Here is a 16,731-nt window from a genome sequence, read left to right on the forward strand (position 1 = left end):
TAAATATGGCTTTATTTTCACTTTTCTGAGAGAAGAAGGGTGTGAATTTCAAACGGTTGCCATCCACTCACACCTTCTACCACTCTCTGAAGTTAATTATTTAGTTTGTATGGAAATTTCGTTTTTTCCGTCTTTGATTTTGATGTCCATATCTTTATTTGATTTTTTGATAGTAGACACGGCAGAATCAATTACTTTCTTTGCCTGGTTGTTCGGAACTTTTTTACCGTTTACAATGATGCTGTCTTTGTCATCAGAGTTGTATTCGATACTGGAGCCGTTTACTGTGATTTTATTTTTTTCAATTCTGACATTGTTATTGTCTTCATCTCTGTCCTGATCGTCGTCGTTAATTCCGTCTCCGTCTAAATCTCCGTCCATGTGGATACGATCTTTATTCATGGATAAAACAACTGCTTTTTGCGGAACTACAAGTTCATAATCAAGGCTGTAATCTCTGAATCTGTGCTCATATGGATACTTGATGTAGTTTGGAAGTAATATTTTATTGTTTACTACTTCTACAGGAACTGTCAGCTGGATAGGGAAGTTATATCCTTTTCCTTCTTTTTTGATGATCAGATAAGGGGTTTTGATATCTGGTTTTCTTGTAACATCTACAGAAATATAATCTTCTTCGTAAACTGATCTTTTATCAGAATAAATATCATTGTTATACGCTTTGAAGTTCTGAGGAATGTTGATTTGTTTTACATCTACATAAACGGTATCTGAAGTAGTATTGATGGCTACGTTTTCTACATCTTCCTTGGTTCCTCTGTAAATCATGTCTTTCTTAGCCATGCTGATTCCGAAGTAAGTTCCAAGTCCGATCAGAAGAAGGAATAAACCACCTACAACCCATCCGATATTTCTCAGTTTTGTTTTTGGCGAGAATATTTTGATGCTTAATAAACTGAAAAGAATTGCTGGAATTAAGCTTCCGATTACCATCATAGCCGCCAGTACTTTATCAAGTCCCTGATCGTCCATATAGAATCTGATTTCATTGGCACCCGGGAAGTCTGTATCCATTCCGAAAAGACCGAATAATACAAAGACTCCGATAATGCTGCTTACAGCCATCAATACGAAGAATCCTCCTACAATATACTTGAATACATTCCAGATTCCGCTGCTTGCATTGTTGATATATGGTTTGTTTTCGTTATAGATTTCTCCGACCCTCTGAGTAGATTCATTGGCAAATTGTACCAATTTGTTGGACTCATTCTTAAGATTGTCGAAGTTCATAGGCTTTCCCTGCATTTTCAGGAAATCTGCTGCTGTTTCAGCTTTTGGAAGTACGATCCAAAGGATTACATATAGAAGACCTATTAATGAAGAGGAAATTGCTGCTGTGAAAATTCCTAATATGAATATTCCCAGCCAGATTGCTCTCATGGTAGTAATATCCATTCCTACATATTGGGCTAAACCTGCACAAACTCCGGCAACTTTTTGTTTTTCCGGATCACGGAACAGCTGCTTTTTATTGGTATAATGAGTTCCTGAATTATGGTTTCTGGCAGATGTTTTTTCAGAATAATAAGCTTCTTCCTGCTCTTCGATTTTTTCAGGGCTTCCGATCTGTGCGATTACTCTTTCTACATCGGTATCATTAATCACTTCACGTTTTCCTAAAGAATCTTTGAAAATTTCCACCATTCTGATTTCTATGTCATGCATTACTTCATCAGCCTCAGAAGCATCCAGAGAGCTTCTCAGAGCGTTCAGGTAATCGCTGAGCTTTATATATGCGTGTTCTTCTATGGTAAAAGAAAAACCTGCGAGTCCTATTGAGAGTGTCTTGTTCATAGCTTTGTTTTTTAATTTTGTTGGGTGATTTGGTTTACTGAGGCTGTCAGTTCATTCCATGTATTGAGAAGTTCATCCAGGAAAAGTTTTCCTTTTTCTGTGATCTGATAATATTTTCTGGGCGGTCCTCCTGTAGATTCTTCCCATCTGTAAGAGAGAAACTCTCCGTTTTTAAGTCTTGTAAGAAGAGGGTAGAGGGTTCCTTCCACTACATCCAGTTTTCCTTTTTTCAGTTCATCAATAAGATCAGAAACATACATTTCGCGGTTATTGATGAGACTTAGAATACAGAATTCCAGAATTCCTTTTCGCATTTGCGCTTTGGTATTTTCGGTATTCATCTTTGATAAGTTTTGTTAATTAGTTATATAATTTTCGAAGTTCGGAACCTAGCTAGTTGTACCTATTTCGATTTTACATTACAAAGATATGTAAATAAAATGGTATTATGCAATACAAAGTAGTGGAATTTTTAAAATAAATTGTTTAATTAATTGTAAATCAGCGTTATAATTTTTACTATCAATTTTGAGTACAACAAATTTTGGAAGAAAATCTCTGAAAATTTTAAATTTTTAAATAGAATTTTGAAAATTGGAGAGAAAAAATGCTCTTTTATCATTCATCATTCATCATTCATCATTCATCACTCATCACTCATCACTCATCACTCATTACTCATTACTCATTACTCATTACTCATGTCCTAGCCCCGATAGCAGCGGTTACCCCACAGCAGTACGGCATAAGAAAGGGGGCGAGGAGTATGAGCGGATAGCGGGAAAGAGCTTCTTATCTGCGAATATACTTTTATTGGGAGGGAAATGATGGAAGATAGCGGGATGTAGATTTTGAGATCGGTATTATGATTCGTATTTTTGTTAGATATAAAAAAACACCTAAATCATTTTACTAATACCATGAATATTTTGAATAAATACAGGCACTTATCAGCATTTCTTTTATTGGGTCCGCTATGTTTTGGACAGTATCAGTTTGAAGTTAAGAATGTATCAAAAAGCTATGATGCCATCATCCGGATAGAAGATTGTTACGATGACAGATGTGGAGGAAAGGGAACTGTAGACCTGTTTGACCATAAAAACAGCAAGGTACAGACATTTGTTTCTGATGACCTTGTTATATATGCAGGCCAAGGCCAGAAGCTAACCCAAGGGAAACTGATTCCACTTTCGAAAGATCAACGTGCTGTGATTATCGATGACTTTAATTTTGACGGGACGGAAGATGTGGCCATAAGAAACGGAAATATGGGAAATTACAGCTCGGCTTCGTATGATGTATATGTATTCAACAGCACAAGAATGGCATTTGTAAAAAGTAAAGAACTTACAGACCTTGGCTCAAATGGTTTCAATTTTTTTGAAACGGATGCCAAACGCAAACGTCTTATTTCCTATGGTAAGTCCGGTTGCTGCAGAATTTTTACCACAGAATATGCTGTTATCCCAAATAAAGGGCTGGATACGGTGTTGGAAAAAGAAGAGGATATGACCAATGAAGATCAGGTGAAGGTCATAACGAAAGAAAAGCTCAATAATAAATGGATTACCAAAACAAAGGTGTATCCGGCAGATCAATATAACAGAAATAAAAAGTAAGATGAAAATTCAAAAAGAAATCGATTTTATCCTGGCAGTGGATGCTTTGAAAAATGTACAGCGAAGAAATTACAATGCAGACGATTCCCGGAGAGAGAATACAGCTGAACATTCCTGGCAGATCATTATTCTTGCCCAGATCCTTTATCCATATGCTAAAAACCGTGCAGATATTGATTTGCTGAGAGTAATAAGAATGCTTTCCATTCATGATCTTGTGGAAATAGAAGCCGGAGATACTTTTATTTTTGATGAAAAAGCAATGGTAGGAAAATTTGAAAGAGAGAAAGCTTCAGCCCAAAAAATCTTTGGAATTCTGGATGAACCTTTACGAACAGAATTTTTTAACCTGTGGCTTGAGTTTGAAGAAGAGAAAACACCGGATGCTATTTTTGCCTGTGGTATCGACAGAATCATGCCATTTATCTTAAATTCCCACACTGCCGGAAAGAGCTGGACAGAAGCAGGAGTAACAGAAAGACAAATCCGGAATATGCTGGAAAATGCAATCAGCAGAGCATCGGATGAAATGGGGGAGGCTTTTGAACTTCTTTTAAACAGAAGCCTGGAGACGGAAAAAGTTTTGAAATAATTTCAGCGAAAAATAAGTTTCGGGCGGCCAAAGGCCGCCCGAAACTTATAGTATTTATAGTATCTGGATTGGTTTTTTGAATTCGTCAATCGCTACAAAAGTAAAATCACCTATAATCGCCTTTTCTCTTTCATAGGAATACATCTGTTCAGTGTAGATTTCAACATTCACTTTCATACTGGTTTTTCCCACGTATGAAACTTTTCCGATCAGTTCCACAATAGTTCCGGCAGGAATAGGTTTTTTGAAATCAATCTTATCACTGCTTACCGTTACCACTCTTTTTCTGGCAAAACGGGTGGCTGTGATAAAAGCTACCTCATCCATCAGCTGCATAGCAGTACCTCCAAAAAGGGTATCGTAATGATTGGTTGTGTTAGGGAAAACCGCTTTAAAGATTCTTGTTTCGGATGCTTCAATTCTTTCTTCTGTAGTCATATATCATTATTAATTAAAGCGATAAGAAATGATTGGAAACAACAGAATAATGACAGGAACTTACAGAATTCCTGAAACAATCCATCAGATCAATACAACTTCAAATCGCGAAAGTTACATGTTTAAGAAAATGGCAGGTCTCCTGACTTGTAACATCATTTATCTCCTTCCCATGCCTCGCACAGTGGATCTTTGATAAAGACTTCAGTTACTTTACAGTTGCGCGACAGTCCGTGATTTTCACACGGTTCCCTTTTAATCTGCAGTGATGCAGAACCAATTTCTGTGATGAATAAGTGTAAAACTTTTCGAATGCAAAAATAATGAATTTATTCCGGATTATGATAAATAATCTGACTGATTACTCTTCCTTTCTTAATTGTCCAGAGTGTAGTGTATCTGTTTTCTCCTGAACCGTTTATCATATAAAGAAAAATATTATCATTGTCGAGGGAAGTTACTCCAACGTTCTCAAAATCCATGGTGGGCTGGAACATATTTTTGATAGCTTCTCTTACAAAAACAGACCCTCTTCCGGGCTGCTGTACCCTGATGGATTTGATTTCGGTCATTCCTTCAGGAAGGTCATTTCCGATTCCCCATGGTTTTACTTTATCAATGGTAAGAATTTTTCCTTCTGCATCTTTTTCCTTTTTACGGTATCCTGCATTGGAAGGATAAATGTCAATCACCACTTTGCTTCTTTGTGCAGTCGGGATTTTAGGATCAGAATTATCGGTAAAAATAAGAGATCTTCCGTTTTTAGATTTTGATGGAGTATAGGCAGGAAGCTGGTCCACATAGGCAATACGCCCTTTATTTACCATTCCTTCTTTATCAAGAGTTTCATAACGTACAAAAGGTTTGTCGTCATCCTGTTTCTCAGGATATTTGATCCAGATCCATTCTGTTTCTCCCGGAGCCGGTTTTACATAAACAAATACATCTCCTTTACGCATACGGATTTTATCTACAATTTTTCGGTAGTCATCTTTGTGTACACGTACGTTGGCATATCCATCTTCAGCTTTTACCACTCCAAAAGGAACTTTAGTCTGTCCTTTTACAAAGACAATTGATAAGATACTGAAAGCGGATAAATAGAATGCTTTGTTTATGAAAGTCATCATGAAATTTTTTTGATCCTCCAAATATATAAATTAAATGCTTTTCAGAGGATAATTATACTCTTGCAGTTTTCTAAAATATTGTATTTATTTCAAAAATGATAAGAAGTAAATATTTTAATGGTAATAATCTATTCATAGATGTATTTTCTATACCTCCTATTAGAATGTATTAAAAAAAACATAATAATAATTAGTATAGATGTCGGTATATTCTATAAAATTCCTATTTTTCAGGAGAATTAAAAACTAATAAAACATGACAAAAAGACTACTTTATGTATTCTCTTTTATTTTGGGTATTTCCAGCTTTCAGGCAACCCACAAAATAGAAGAAGAATCCCAATCTTTATTTTACTGTGATACCAATGCACCAACAGGGCTTCAGATGTCTAATATAACGCTCGCCTCAGGAACAGTTACCTGGAATGCAGATCCCAATACACCCGATAACAGGATCAGATATAGAATACCTGGAACTACTACCTGGATGGTGGCCACTCCTGCCCCAGGACAAAATTATTTCACAATTACTGGTTTGCAACCTTGTACAACGTATGAAGTACAGGTAGTGAAAGTGTGTACGACACAGGGATTATGGTCTAATCCTATATTTTTTACTACTACCATTAATTATTGTGCAAGTGCTTCTACAGATACCACAATGATGCATATTTCCAATGTAACCGTAAATTCTACAGGAGTTACCACACCAATGGTGAGTGATTCCGGACCTTCCATTTATACAGATTACAGAAGTGATCTGAGTCGTAGAGTTAAATTTTTTATAGGAAGTACAGGAAATAAGCTTTCAGTAACCAATACGTGGACGGGGACACCCGGGACAATAACAGTAACTGCGTGGATAGATTTTAATGCCAACGGAATTTTCGAATCAACCGAAAGAGTGATGGTTGCTAATAATGTTACTCAGGCTGCATCGGCAGTATCTGTATTTACAATTCCAAGTTTGGCTGCAGTGACACTTTGTGGTGTTACCATGAGGGTTATTTCCAATCAAACAATGTCTGCTGATGCTTGTAGTACATTTATCTATGGAGAAGTTGAGGATTATGGAGTAGATTTGATCAATCTCACACTTGGAGTGGAAGAATCAGGGAAGTCTGCAAACACTGAAATTTATCCCAACCCTGCCTCTGATGTTTTAAATATTTCAGGAATTTCGGAAGCTTCAGATTATGAAATTTATAATATGGCAGGTCAGAAAGTTGACGAAGGGAAAATTTCAAATCATCATGTGAACCTTCATCATTTGTCAAAAGGAGTTTATTTTATCCAGTTGAAGAATAAAGAAAAAGTAACCCGATTAAAATTCATTAAGAAATAAAAATAAAGAAAAGAGAGAGTACCTTCTGGTGCTCTCTCTTCGTATTTGCATTCCTTTAATTTCTTATTAATTAAATTCTCTCAAGCTCATCCGCATCAATCGTGGTCTTGAAAGTTCCATAGTTGACAATGACCTTGTTTCTGGAAATCTTTTCAATGGTTCCTACACTGGTGCTTCCCGTAATACGAACACGCTGTCCGATTTTCATCCAAATAGCACGGTCGCTTTTACGTTGTTCTTCCAGCTTTTCATTGGTTTCAGCAATCTTCTCAATCACCTCTTCTTTTTTCAGCTGTTGGGTGATTTTTCTTTTAACAACCTGCAGGCGTTTGGTTTCATCTTTATCACTGCCAAGTTTGCGGAATTTTTCCTGCTCAAGAAGCTTTACAAAGTCTTTCACAACATCTTTTCTGGACTTTCCTTTGGTATAGCTGTCGATGAATGCTTCAATCTTATTTCCAAACTGCAGTTTGCGGTGTTCCTCTTCATATAGTTTCTGGAAATTGAACAGTTTCTGCTGAAGCTGGTCATTCAGTTTCTGAAGGTTATCACGCTTATCTTCTACGGACTCTTTCCTTTCTGCAAGATCAGATTTTAGTTTTTCAACCTCAAATTTTTCCTGCTGCAGTTTTACAATCGTTTTATCAAGATTCACAATATCATGTTCTACCTTTTTCTTGGCAGAATGGATAATGAATCTCGGAATTTTATTCTTTTCTGCAACTTCAAAAGTAAAGGAACTTCCTGCCTGTCCCACTTCCAGCTTATACATCGGTTCCAAAGTTTCTTCATTGAAGAGCATAGCTGCATTCTGAGCGTTGGGAAGCTGCTCTATTACCAGTTTAATGTTGGTATAGTGCGTTGTGATAATGGCAAAACTCTTTTTGTCATAGAAAAACTCCATAAAACTTTCTGCCAGTGCACCTCCAAGCTCCGGATCAGAACCCGTACCGAATTCATCAATAAGCAGAAGGGTATTGGCATCAGCCTCACGGATGATTCCTGACATTTTCTTCAATCTTGATGAATAGGTCGATAAATGGTTTTCAATAGACTGGTTATCTCCAATATCCGTCATGATTTTCTCAAAGAAAAACATTTCAGACTTAGGGTGAACCGGCACAAGAATACCACTTTGAATCATCAGCTGTAATAATCCTACCGTTTTCAGGGTAATTGATTTTCCGCCGGCATTCGGACCGGAAATACAGATAATCCTGTTATGTTCTGTTAGGGTAAGTGTTTGCGGATGAATTGTTTTGTTTTCAACTTTGTTTCTTAACCATAGAAGAGGATGATAGGCATCTTTTAATCTCAGCGTTTTATGATGGTTGATTTTCGGAAGGACTCCGTTGATCTGTTCACCAAATTTTGCTTTCGCTCTTGTAAGGTCAAGGTCAAAAATATAAACCTGGTATCTCCATAGCTGAGGTTGAAATTCTGCCAGTTCTGCAGTAAGCTTACGGAGAACCTTATCAATTTCTTTTTTCTCTTCCTCTTCATTTTCCCGCAGCTTGAAATAGTGCTTTACCACACTGTCCGGCTGAATATAAGTAATGGAACCTGTTTTGGAAATCCCTAATGTTCTTCCCGCAACCCTTTTTTTGAATCCTGATTTTACGGCCAGAACTCTTTGGTCATCAATAATCGTTTCCCGGATATCATCCAGAAAATCACTCTGTCCATACGTGGTAAGCGCACGGTTAAAGTTCTCCTGAATCGCCTTTTTAGCAAGCTGAATTTCAGTTCTTATTCCTTTCAGAGCCGGAGAAGCTTCGTTTTTCACTTCACCAAAACGGTTAAAAACCTTATCTACCTTCTCAATGATCTCTTTTCTGAATTCCAGTACAGAAACTTCTTCTAACAAAGTAGGAAACGTTTCCGGCATGGTAGGGAAGAATTTCTGAAGTCTTCCGATCTGTTCCGTAATGGTTTTTATTTTGATGAAAGCAGCATTTTCCAGACGGTAGTTCTCAATAAGCATCAGTTTCAGCTCACTTTCAATATCTTCATATTCATCAAACGGAATCGCATTTGAACTTTCAAAACTCGACAGATATTCTGACGTTTTTTTTAATGAAAGTTCCGCCTCGTCAATTTCCATCGGACGAAGTTGAAGAATTTTTTCTCTTGTTTTCGGAGAATACGCAAATGGGGAGATTTCCGCGAGCAATTGCGGAAACTCTAATTCGTCTAAATCTTCTTTATCTATATACACAGTGCAAATTTAGTGAGAATTTTGATTATTACGTATATCTGAGAGATTTACAGTATAAATTAACTTTAAATTGGCAACTATTATAAAGCTTTTTGATGAATAAAGAATTAATGAGGATTAAATCACTGAATAATTTTATTTTATTTTGAATTTTAAAGCAGAAAAATTTGTAAAAAAATGAAAAATTTTGAGTGGATGGTACTTATAGCGTATATTTATTGCGCTAATTAAACTTTAACCATGAAAAATATACTGCTTATTCTTCTTTTTCTTTCAGTGGGAGCTTCAGCACAAATTCAAATTGATAAGAATAAGATTGAAACAGTTGAAAAGAAACGTAACAGCAGAAAAAACAATAAAAGCAGCAGTAAAAAGCTTTCTGCGAAAAATTTAAAAAATAAAATCAGTCATCATCAGAAAAAAACTGATTCATATAAAAAAGTAGAACAGAAAAGCAGTAGTGATAAGACCGAGTCTATTGTTATTTATGAAAGAAGTTATTCTGTAAAATACGGTGTGTATTTATTTATGAATCATGATGCTGATAAAAACAAGTTTTCGGAAACATTGGCATTCAGAGACTTCCGAAATAATTAATCTAAGCGGTATACAACTATCCTATCAATGAAACTGGAAACTTTAAGGTTGGTTTTAAAAGGAATCAATGAAAATCATACAGAAGATATTTTAAAAATCCGAAGCAATCCGGAAGTTAATAAATTTGTGAAAAGAGTTTCACCAAAGACAAATTATGATGCTCTTCAGTTTATTTTAACCATTAAGGCAAGAATTCAAAGTAATCAAACAGTTTATTGGGGGATTTCTTTAAAAGATCAGCCCCGTCTTATCGGAACCATCTGTCTCTGGAATTTTTCTGAGGATCGGAAAACAGCAGAAGTGGGCTACGAGCTATTACCAGATTTTCATAGACAGGGAATTATGACTGAAGCTTTAAATGCAGTATTAGAATATGGATTTAACGAGCTCCATTTACAGGAAATTGTAGCCATTACCAATAAATTCAATGAAAATTCAAAAGGTCTTCTTTTAAAAAATCATTTTATTTTGCAGGAAGGAAAGCAGGATGAAGGCTTTCCGGATAATATTATTTTTAGTTTACAAAGAGCTTCCACCAGTCCGGATGAAATCTAATGGGTTTTTCTCTATCGTTATTGCCAGTTGAAATTACATATGAAAAATGAAATAAAATCTTTAACGGGACTTAGAGGGATTGTTGCGTTATGGGTAACTTTTTTTCATTTTTTTGATTTTAAAAACGAAATTCTCCAAAATATTATCGGTAAAGGATATCTTGCTGTAGATATCTTTTTTGTATTAAGCGCCTTTCTTCTCACTGTTTCCTATTTTGATAAGTTTAAGCATCTTGAGTTTAAAAAAATACAAACTTTTTATAAAAAAAGGGTCAACAGGATTTATCCGGTATATTTTATATCCATTATTTTTATTGTTCTGCTGATAAAGGATACTTCATGGCTTACATTTTTTATCAATGCCGGACTGGTGCAGTGCTTTTTTAATCCGGATCACTTACTGAATATCGTTTACTGGTCATTGAGTACAGAATGGATGTGCTATCTGATATTTCCTTTCATGCTTTATCTGATTATCCGGTATAAGATCCGTGGTGAAATTTTGATTGCAGCAGGTCTTTTTTTAAGATTAATTCTTCCTCATTTTCCAGACCTGTATTTTCATTCAGCGGATTCGGTAAACTCCTGGAGGTCATCGAAATATCTGGATATTCCGTATGGTGTAAATTCTTTAATCAGAACAATAGCTTCTTATTTTTTAGGAATAGGAGTTGCTGTTTTACCTGGAATTAAAATAAAAGGTAAATGGCCTGTTTATGCAGTACTTGTCATCACTTTTTTACTGTTGTTTACAACGAGGGGACTAATCTTTATTCCGTTTTTATCAGCTTTAATCATTAGACAATTGTATACACAGGAAAAGAATTATCTTCAGATGTTTCTTGAAACTAAGCCTGTTTATTTGCTCGGAAATATTTCGTATTCATTGTATATCATACATCATATTGTGAAAGATCAGAACTTTCTAATAGTAGATATTTCCCTTCTTAATAATCTTTTATTAATTTCTCTTTCAATACTGCTGTCTTATTTTTCGTATATGCTGATAGAAAGAAAAGCGAAGATATTTAAAGTATGATGGAGGCTCTTATTTTAATATTATTATTTTTGCATTATGACCTGGACAGAAATTTTAGCCCCGATAAAAAGTACGGAATACTTTACTACCCTTTGGGAGAAAGTGAAGAATGAATATGCAACAACCAAAGTTTTTCCACCCAAAAATCAGATTTTCAGAGCATTGGAGCTTACCGCTTTTGATGATGTTGAAGTGGTGATTATTGGCCAGGATCCTTATCATAATGATTATCAGGCGAATGGTTTGTGTTTCTCTGTTTCTGAACAGGTTGCTGCACCGCCGTCATTAAAGAATATTTTTATTGAACTGAAAGATGACCTGGGAGTGGTAAGAACTTCTAAAGAACTTGATGACTGGGGGAGACAGGGCGTTTTATTGCTGAATGCTACTTTAACGGTTCGTGCTCATTCACCCAATTCTCATAAAGATCTTGGCTGGGAAAAATTTACCAACTTTATTATTAAAGAGATTTCAGATAAAAAAGAGAATGTAGTCTTTGTATTGTGGGGCGCTTTTGCACAAAAAAAAGCCGAACTCATAGATCCGGCTAAACATTTTATTCTGAAATCGGCACACCCTTCACCTTTTTCTGTGTACAGAGGTTTCTTTGGAAGCAAGCCTTTTTCAAAAATTAATGAATATCTTGTTTCCAAAGGGAAGAAGCCTATTTCCTGGTAGAATCAGCAGATGGATCTGCTTTTTTTATCGTAATTCCGATTTTATATTTTCCGGTCAATGCTTTTGCTCCATCCTGAGATTTCGGGTACGGAGCAATATCCTGCAGTGTAATAGTGTAACCATTGAATTCTGTCGACTGATGGTAATTTCTTGCCGGGTAATCTGCGCTGGCGAGGTTCAGAGTCATCGGTCGGGTGGAGGTACCCATTACTTCCACCTGAGCAAGAGCAACTCCCGCCCAGATACAATTGGCTCCTTCAGGACAACGGCTGTCTTCGGAAATCCCTTTGAATGTCACATTCATCTGGTATTCTCTTAAAAACTTATTTTCTCCTTCACTCAGATAGATAACACCGTCTTTCTGGTTATTTGTACCTGCGGATTTTGTACCTGTAGACATTTCAGTAGCTTTTGTAGTAATCCTGGATTTCTTTTGGGCATCGCATCCTGTTAATGCAAATATTCCCAGACTGAGTATGATAACTTTATGGAACATAGTTTCTTATATTTAATTAAATGACGTTAAACATATTAAGTAATACTACCAAAAACATTGCCACTCCTACCACAAAACTGAATCCGGTTCCATAAATGAATCCAATCAGTGCTCCTTTGGTAGATTGTAAAGCTTTATTCATATCCTTACTGTCGTGAAGCAATTCACCAATAAATACCCCTGCAAACATTCCAATCAGAAATCCCAACGGAATCGGAATAAAGATCCCTACAATAGTTCCAATAACAGAGCCGATGCTTCCCCAACGTGTACCTCCATATTTTCTGTTGGTCTTTGCCGGAATCACATAGCTTAGCACTACAGAAGCAGCCGTAAGAATTCCGAAGGCCCAGACATAAATCATGGGAAGATCCGCGTCTGTCCCGAATTTATAGATCAATAGTCCGCAGATACTTAGTAAAAGACCAGGTAAAACCGGAAGAAAAGTTCCCAATATTCCGATAAATAATAGAATAAGGCAGAAAATATTAATAATTGTTGTATCCATTCGTTAAAAAAATATACATGCAATATAAAAAAAGTGGCCTTATAAAAAGCCACTTTGAGAACTGAGTTATAAAATTTTATTACAAATTTAAGATTACGTATTCCAGAATCGGTCCTGATTTACCGATATTTCCACTGGCGTGGTTATGGAATGTGGTATAGTAGATATTTCCACTGCTGGTAGTTGCTGAGCATGATCCTACATAATCACCATGCGCCTGGTGAGCGTTCCATGCATTCTGATTAATGGTAATGGTAATATTGTTGCCATTTGCCGTATGATGGCAGATAGTCATCTGATTATTGTTTAACGATGTCCCCACAGGTGTTTTAGGAGCTGTTGCATTGACATACTTATTGGTTCTTATCATCAATGGTTCATTATCTTTCTGTACCAGTACTTCCCAGAACGAAGGATCATAATGCTGGATTTTTTGCCACAAAGGTTGATCATACTGAATATCTAATGTGCTAAATCCTATTGCTGAAGCCATAGCAGCATTGGAAACGCTGCAGTTGTTATACATTGCACTATTACCATTGGTATTAAAGCATATCTTTGTAAGATCCAGAAAACCTCCATAAACACCACAGTACGGAGCATTTTTATCCCCACCTACCAGATAGGCAGCAGCCCAGTCTGAAGTATAAATACTTCCGCCATTTGTGATAAAAGTAGAGAGATTACTGAAAATAGAAAGGTCGTTACTCGGTGTGTTGGTTCCTGAGTAATTAAAGTTACGTGAACCGCAATTCAGGAAAATAATGTCATATTGAGAAATAGTATTGAAATTTTTTAAATCCTGATATGAAATTTCTGTTGCGACATAACCAAGATTAGTAATAATAGACTCTATTTCATCATAGCTGCCTTCTACATAAGCTATTTTTGCAATCTGATTCAGTTTGGAATCTTTGCTGGCAACACTGGTTGTTTCATTTTTATTAACTGTAATAGGAATTTCAGTTCTGAAATTAAGACCATTACCGGTCTGGATGTGAAGGATTGTATTTCCTTCAGGAGCAGTCAGACTGAATGAGCCATCTGCATTGGAATACGTGTGGTAAACCTGATTTTTACTGTCAATAGTGAATACAGTAGCACCACCAATAGGTTTTGTTCCGTTTTTAGCAAATACTTTGCCTTCTACAGTTCCGGTGGGTACCGTTTTGGAAACTTCCGGGTTGGTTGAGTCATCACCGTTTTTACAATCGACTAGCAGTACAAGGCTGCACAGCATGATGAACAGGTAATTTTGTTTCATATTTAATTGGTTTTGATGGGTTTAGTTTTAACCAAATTTAATACATTTTTAATATTAAAACATTTAAAATGTATTTTATTTTAATGTTTTTTACTTAAACTAGCTATTTGTAGTTAATTTTTCATTTATAATCAAGGGTTGTAGTAGATTTGATATTGTAAGCCGGATCCGTGATTTTATTTTGTACAAAATTTTCCCTTTAATACTTTTTGGGATGAAAATTGATTGTGAATAGTAAAATGATGATTCTTAATTTCATAAATTTGCTGTAATGAATGACCAGTTACAAGAAACCAAAAATTTTATACAAGAGCTTAGTGAGCAGCTGTACCTCTATATCACCCGGATTTCACCAACCGGGCTGGACTGGGTTTTTCATATTATTGTAAAACTGAGCTTACTTCTTGTTCTGTTTTTTATTACTGATTTTGTTTTTAAATTCATCATTAATTCTGTCTTCAGGTTATTTCATAATGAAGAGAAATTTCCTATTGTAAAATCTATTTATCAGGCCAAAATCACCAACTCCGTAGCTCATTTTGCAGCTTTGATTGCAGTTGCCGGTATTCAGGGATCTATATTTCCGGAAAATGCATTGCCGAAGACCACCATTTTTATTATAAGATGTATCAATCTTGGACTGGTATTGATACTGGCAGGAATGCTCTACAGATCGTTGACAGCTTTCAGAAATTATTTCAGCATCAAACAGGATTTCTATAAGATAATGGCGCTTAATGCCATCTCAGAAACCGTAAAAATCTTAGGACTCTTCATATTTACAGTAGTAGGACTTTGTGTGATTTTCGGGATCAAAGGAACCACTATTGTAGGAAGTCTGGGGGCCATTACAGCTGTTCTGGTATTGGTTTTCAGAGATACTATTCTGGGGTTTGTAACAGGTCTTCATGTTGCCACTTCCAAAAATTTAAAAGTAGGAGATTGGGTAAGTATTCCCAAATACAGCATTGAAGGAAATATCACAGAGATCAACCTTCTGACAACCAAAATTACCAATTTCGATAAAACGGTTTCTACAATTCCAACCTATGATTTGATGACTACTGAGATCAAGAATATGCAGGTGATGTCTGAGTCTAATACCCGAAGAATAAAAAAATCAATCTACTTTAATATCAATTCTTTTAAGTTTCTGACGGACGAAGATGTTGAACGCTTAAAAGAAATAAACCTTATTTCTGATTATCTGGAAGAAAGAACATCAGAGATTAAAAAAGAAAAGGAAAGCCTTGAGCATAAAGATAAAATTGTGAATGGAAGGCAGCTTACGAATATCGGTGTTTTCAGGTATTATGCACAGAAATATATTGAAAATGATCCCGATATCGATAAAAACGGAACCAGAATGGTTCGTCAGCTGGATATTACCCCGCAAGGGTTACCTCTTGAAGTATATTGCTTTGCCAATGATTCCAAATGGGAGCGTTTCGAGCAGATACAGGCAGATATTTTTGACCATTTATTAGTGGCTTCAAAAGAATTTGAACTTCAGGTAATGCAGGTCAGTGTGAAAGTATAGAAACAAGAGGCAAAAAGATAAACTGAAGGTTTCATACCTTTTAAACTAATTTTAAATTAAATTTTTAAATGATCATAAATGTGGAAGACCAATAGAAGTACAAAGTCTGGATTTACTTCCGGCTCCATGCTTCCAGCTTCTAGCATCTTATATCTAACATCTAAATAAAAAATGACAAAACTAAGCGTAAACATTAATAAAATTGCGACGTTAAGAAATGCAAGAGGAGGAGAAACCCCAAGTGTTACAGAAGCTGCTGTAAAAATTCAGGAATTCGGAGGACAGGGAATTACCATTCACCCAAGACCTGATGAAAGGCATATCACAAGAAAAGATGTCTATGATCTGAAGCCGTTGGTTACGACTGAGTTTAATATTGAAGGAAATCCTCATCAGGATTTTATTGACATGGTATTGGAAGTGAAGCCTGAACAGGTGACTCTTGTACCGGATGCTGATGATGCTATTACATCCAATGCAGGTTGGGATACCAGAAAACATCTTGATTACCTTACAGACATCATTGCAGAATTTAAAAAAGCAGGAATCCGTACTTCCGTTTTCCTGGATCCTCTGCCGGAGCTTGTAGAATATGCTGCCAAAACAGGCGCAGACAGAATTGAATTATATACAGAAGCTTACGCAAAAAATTATCTCATCAATAAAGAACAGGCCATAAAGCCTTACTACGATACAGCTGTGGAAGCTACCAATTTCGGATTGGGAATCAATGCCGGGCACGATCTTAGTTTAGAAAATCTGAAATATTTTGCTGATACTATTCCGAATCTCTTGGAAGTATCTATCGGCCATGCTTTGGTATCAGAAGCGCTTTATATGGGATTGGAAAATACGGTTCAGGCTTATTTGAAGAGACTGGCAAAATGGTAAA

Annotated in this window: 17 protein-coding genes and 1 riboswitch; of the genes, 9 read left to right on the plus strand and 8 right to left on the minus strand. The window is 36.0% G+C overall.

The features are described 5' to 3' along the window. Positions 1-96 precede the first annotated feature (96 nt). Both J2786_RS13640 and J2786_RS13645 read right to left on the minus strand, forming a co-directional pair. A complete protein-coding gene (locus tag J2786_RS13640) occupies positions 97-1,818 on the minus strand; it encodes a PspC domain-containing protein (RefSeq protein WP_047434064.1) in 1,722 nt (573 codons plus the stop codon). Positions 1,819-1,829: 11 nt separating this feature from the next. Further along, on the minus strand, positions 1,830-2,159 hold the full coding sequence (locus tag J2786_RS13645) for a PadR family transcriptional regulator (protein WP_002977573.1): 330 nt from the start codon (positions 2,157-2,159) through the stop codon (positions 1,830-1,832). A 579-nt stretch (positions 2,160-2,738) separates the two neighbouring features. Between J2786_RS13645 and J2786_RS13650 the strand changes: the two genes are divergently transcribed. Beyond that, entirely contained in the window at positions 2,739-3,440 is a 702-nt protein-coding gene (locus tag J2786_RS13650; protein ID WP_047434063.1) for an XAC2610-related protein, read from the plus strand. A gap of 1 nt (position 3,441) precedes the next feature. Continuing rightward, on the plus strand, positions 3,442-4,032 hold the full coding sequence (locus J2786_RS13655) for an HD domain-containing protein (RefSeq protein WP_047434061.1): 591 nt from the start codon (positions 3,442-3,444) through the stop codon (positions 4,030-4,032). A 54-nt stretch (positions 4,033-4,086) separates the two neighbouring features. On the opposite strand, the gene J2786_RS13660 is transcribed toward J2786_RS13655, so the two are convergent. Both J2786_RS13660 and J2786_RS13665 read right to left on the minus strand, forming a co-directional pair. Beyond that, positions 4,087-4,470, minus strand: a complete 384-nt coding sequence (locus J2786_RS13660) for an acyl-CoA thioesterase (RefSeq protein ID WP_034699813.1) — start codon at positions 4,468-4,470, stop codon at positions 4,087-4,089. A 115-nt stretch (positions 4,471-4,585) separates the two neighbouring features. After that, positions 4,586-4,766, minus strand: a riboswitch (cobalamin riboswitch). A gap of 33 nt (positions 4,767-4,799) precedes the next feature. Then, on the minus strand, positions 4,800-5,600 hold the full coding sequence (locus J2786_RS13665) for a hypothetical protein (protein WP_047434059.1): 801 nt from the start codon (positions 5,598-5,600) through the stop codon (positions 4,800-4,802). Between the two features lie 256 nt (positions 5,601-5,856). On the opposite strand from J2786_RS13665, the gene J2786_RS13670 reads away from it, so the two are divergent. After that, complete coding sequence (locus tag J2786_RS13670; RefSeq protein WP_310025581.1) at positions 5,857-6,945, plus strand: GEVED domain-containing protein; 1,089 nt, start codon at positions 5,857-5,859, stop codon at positions 6,943-6,945. A gap of 70 nt (positions 6,946-7,015) precedes the next feature. Here J2786_RS13670 and J2786_RS13675 read toward each other — a convergent pair whose 3' ends face one another. Then, on the minus strand, positions 7,016-9,163 hold the full coding sequence (locus tag J2786_RS13675) for an endonuclease MutS2 (protein WP_047434055.1): 2,148 nt from the start codon (positions 9,161-9,163) through the stop codon (positions 7,016-7,018). Positions 9,164-9,403: 240 nt separating this feature from the next. Between J2786_RS13675 and J2786_RS13680 the strand changes: the two genes are divergently transcribed. From J2786_RS13680 to J2786_RS13695, 4 genes are read left to right on the plus strand one after another with little or no spacing between them, the layout of a single operon-like run. Further along, positions 9,404-9,760, plus strand: a complete 357-nt coding sequence (locus J2786_RS13680; protein WP_047434053.1) for a hypothetical protein — start codon at positions 9,404-9,406, stop codon at positions 9,758-9,760. Between the two features lie 27 nt (positions 9,761-9,787). Beyond that, entirely contained in the window at positions 9,788-10,315 is a 528-nt protein-coding gene (locus J2786_RS13685; protein ID WP_047434051.1) for a GNAT family N-acetyltransferase, read from the plus strand. A gap of 39 nt (positions 10,316-10,354) precedes the next feature. Continuing rightward, positions 10,355-11,353 (plus strand): acyltransferase family protein, encoded by a 999-nt coding sequence (locus J2786_RS13690; protein ID WP_047434049.1) that lies wholly within the window; start codon positions 10,355-10,357, stop codon positions 11,351-11,353. A 36-nt stretch (positions 11,354-11,389) separates the two neighbouring features. Further along, entirely contained in the window at positions 11,390-12,031 is a 642-nt protein-coding gene (locus J2786_RS13695; protein ID WP_047434047.1) for a uracil-DNA glycosylase, read from the plus strand. Here J2786_RS13695 and J2786_RS13700 read toward each other — a convergent pair. The 3 genes from J2786_RS13700 to J2786_RS13710 form a co-directional block, all read right to left on the minus strand. Next, positions 12,018-12,527, minus strand: coding sequence for a hypothetical protein (locus J2786_RS13700; protein WP_047434043.1), 510 nt, complete (start codon positions 12,525-12,527; stop codon positions 12,018-12,020). The two genes, J2786_RS13695 and J2786_RS13700, sit on opposite strands and share 14 nt — an antisense overlap. Positions 12,528-12,543: 16 nt before the next feature. Next, a complete protein-coding gene (locus J2786_RS13705; RefSeq protein ID WP_047434041.1) occupies positions 12,544-13,035 on the minus strand; it encodes a DUF456 domain-containing protein in 492 nt (163 codons plus the stop codon). A gap of 79 nt (positions 13,036-13,114) precedes the next feature. Continuing rightward, on the minus strand, positions 13,115-14,299 hold the full coding sequence (locus J2786_RS13710) for a carboxypeptidase-like regulatory domain-containing protein (protein WP_047434039.1): 1,185 nt from the start codon (positions 14,297-14,299) through the stop codon (positions 13,115-13,117). A 271-nt stretch (positions 14,300-14,570) separates the two neighbouring features. Between J2786_RS13710 and J2786_RS13715 the strand changes: the two genes are divergently transcribed. After that, positions 14,571-15,839, plus strand: a complete 1,269-nt coding sequence (locus J2786_RS13715) for a mechanosensitive ion channel family protein (protein WP_047434037.1) — start codon at positions 14,571-14,573, stop codon at positions 15,837-15,839. A gap of 171 nt (positions 15,840-16,010) precedes the next feature. After that, positions 16,011-16,730, plus strand: coding sequence for a pyridoxine 5'-phosphate synthase (locus J2786_RS13720; RefSeq protein WP_047434035.1), 720 nt, complete (start codon positions 16,011-16,013; stop codon positions 16,728-16,730). The last annotated feature ends 1 nt before the right edge of the window (position 16,731 follow it).

Source organism: Chryseobacterium vietnamense (assembly GCF_031454475.1).
GTDB lineage: Bacteria > Bacteroidota > Bacteroidia > Flavobacteriales > Weeksellaceae > Chryseobacterium > Chryseobacterium vietnamense.

Bases quoted from the DNA above. Each gene is read 5' to 3' on its own strand.
- J2786_RS13685 (WP_047434051.1), top strand. From the start codon at position 9,788: ATGAAACTGGAAACTTTAAGGTTGGTTTTAAAAGGAATCAATGAAAAT.
- J2786_RS13665 (WP_047434059.1), bottom strand. From the start codon at position 5,600: ATGATGACTTTCATAAACAAAGCATTCTATTTATCCGCTTTCAGTATC.
- J2786_RS13655 (WP_047434061.1), top strand. From the start codon at position 3,442: ATGAAAATTCAAAAAGAAATCGATTTTATCCTGGCAGTGGATGCTTTG.
- J2786_RS13700 (WP_047434043.1), bottom strand. From the start codon at position 12,527: ATGTTCCATAAAGTTATCATACTCAGTCTGGGAATATTTGCATTAACA.
- J2786_RS13640 (WP_047434064.1), bottom strand. From the start codon at position 1,818: ATGAACAAGACACTCTCAATAGGACTCGCAGGTTTTTCTTTTACCATA.
- J2786_RS13650 (WP_047434063.1), top strand. From the start codon at position 2,739: ATGAATATTTTGAATAAATACAGGCACTTATCAGCATTTCTTTTATTG.
- J2786_RS13705 (WP_047434041.1), bottom strand. From the start codon at position 13,035: ATGGATACAACAATTATTAATATTTTCTGCCTTATTCTATTATTTATC.
- J2786_RS13690 (WP_047434049.1), top strand. From the start codon at position 10,355: ATGAAAAATGAAATAAAATCTTTAACGGGACTTAGAGGGATTGTTGCG.
- J2786_RS13660 (WP_034699813.1), bottom strand. From the start codon at position 4,470: ATGACTACAGAAGAAAGAATTGAAGCATCCGAAACAAGAATCTTTAAA.
- J2786_RS13680 (WP_047434053.1), top strand. From the start codon at position 9,404: ATGAAAAATATACTGCTTATTCTTCTTTTTCTTTCAGTGGGAGCTTCA.
- J2786_RS13715 (WP_047434037.1), top strand. From the start codon at position 14,571: ATGAATGACCAGTTACAAGAAACCAAAAATTTTATACAAGAGCTTAGT.
- J2786_RS13710 (WP_047434039.1), bottom strand. From the start codon at position 14,299: ATGAAACAAAATTACCTGTTCATCATGCTGTGCAGCCTTGTACTGCTA.
- J2786_RS13695 (WP_047434047.1), top strand. From the start codon at position 11,390: ATGACCTGGACAGAAATTTTAGCCCCGATAAAAAGTACGGAATACTTT.
- J2786_RS13645 (WP_002977573.1), bottom strand. From the start codon at position 2,159: ATGAATACCGAAAATACCAAAGCGCAAATGCGAAAAGGAATTCTGGAA.
- J2786_RS13670 (WP_310025581.1), top strand. From the start codon at position 5,857: ATGACAAAAAGACTACTTTATGTATTCTCTTTTATTTTGGGTATTTCC.
- J2786_RS13720 (WP_047434035.1), top strand. From the start codon at position 16,011: ATGACAAAACTAAGCGTAAACATTAATAAAATTGCGACGTTAAGAAAT.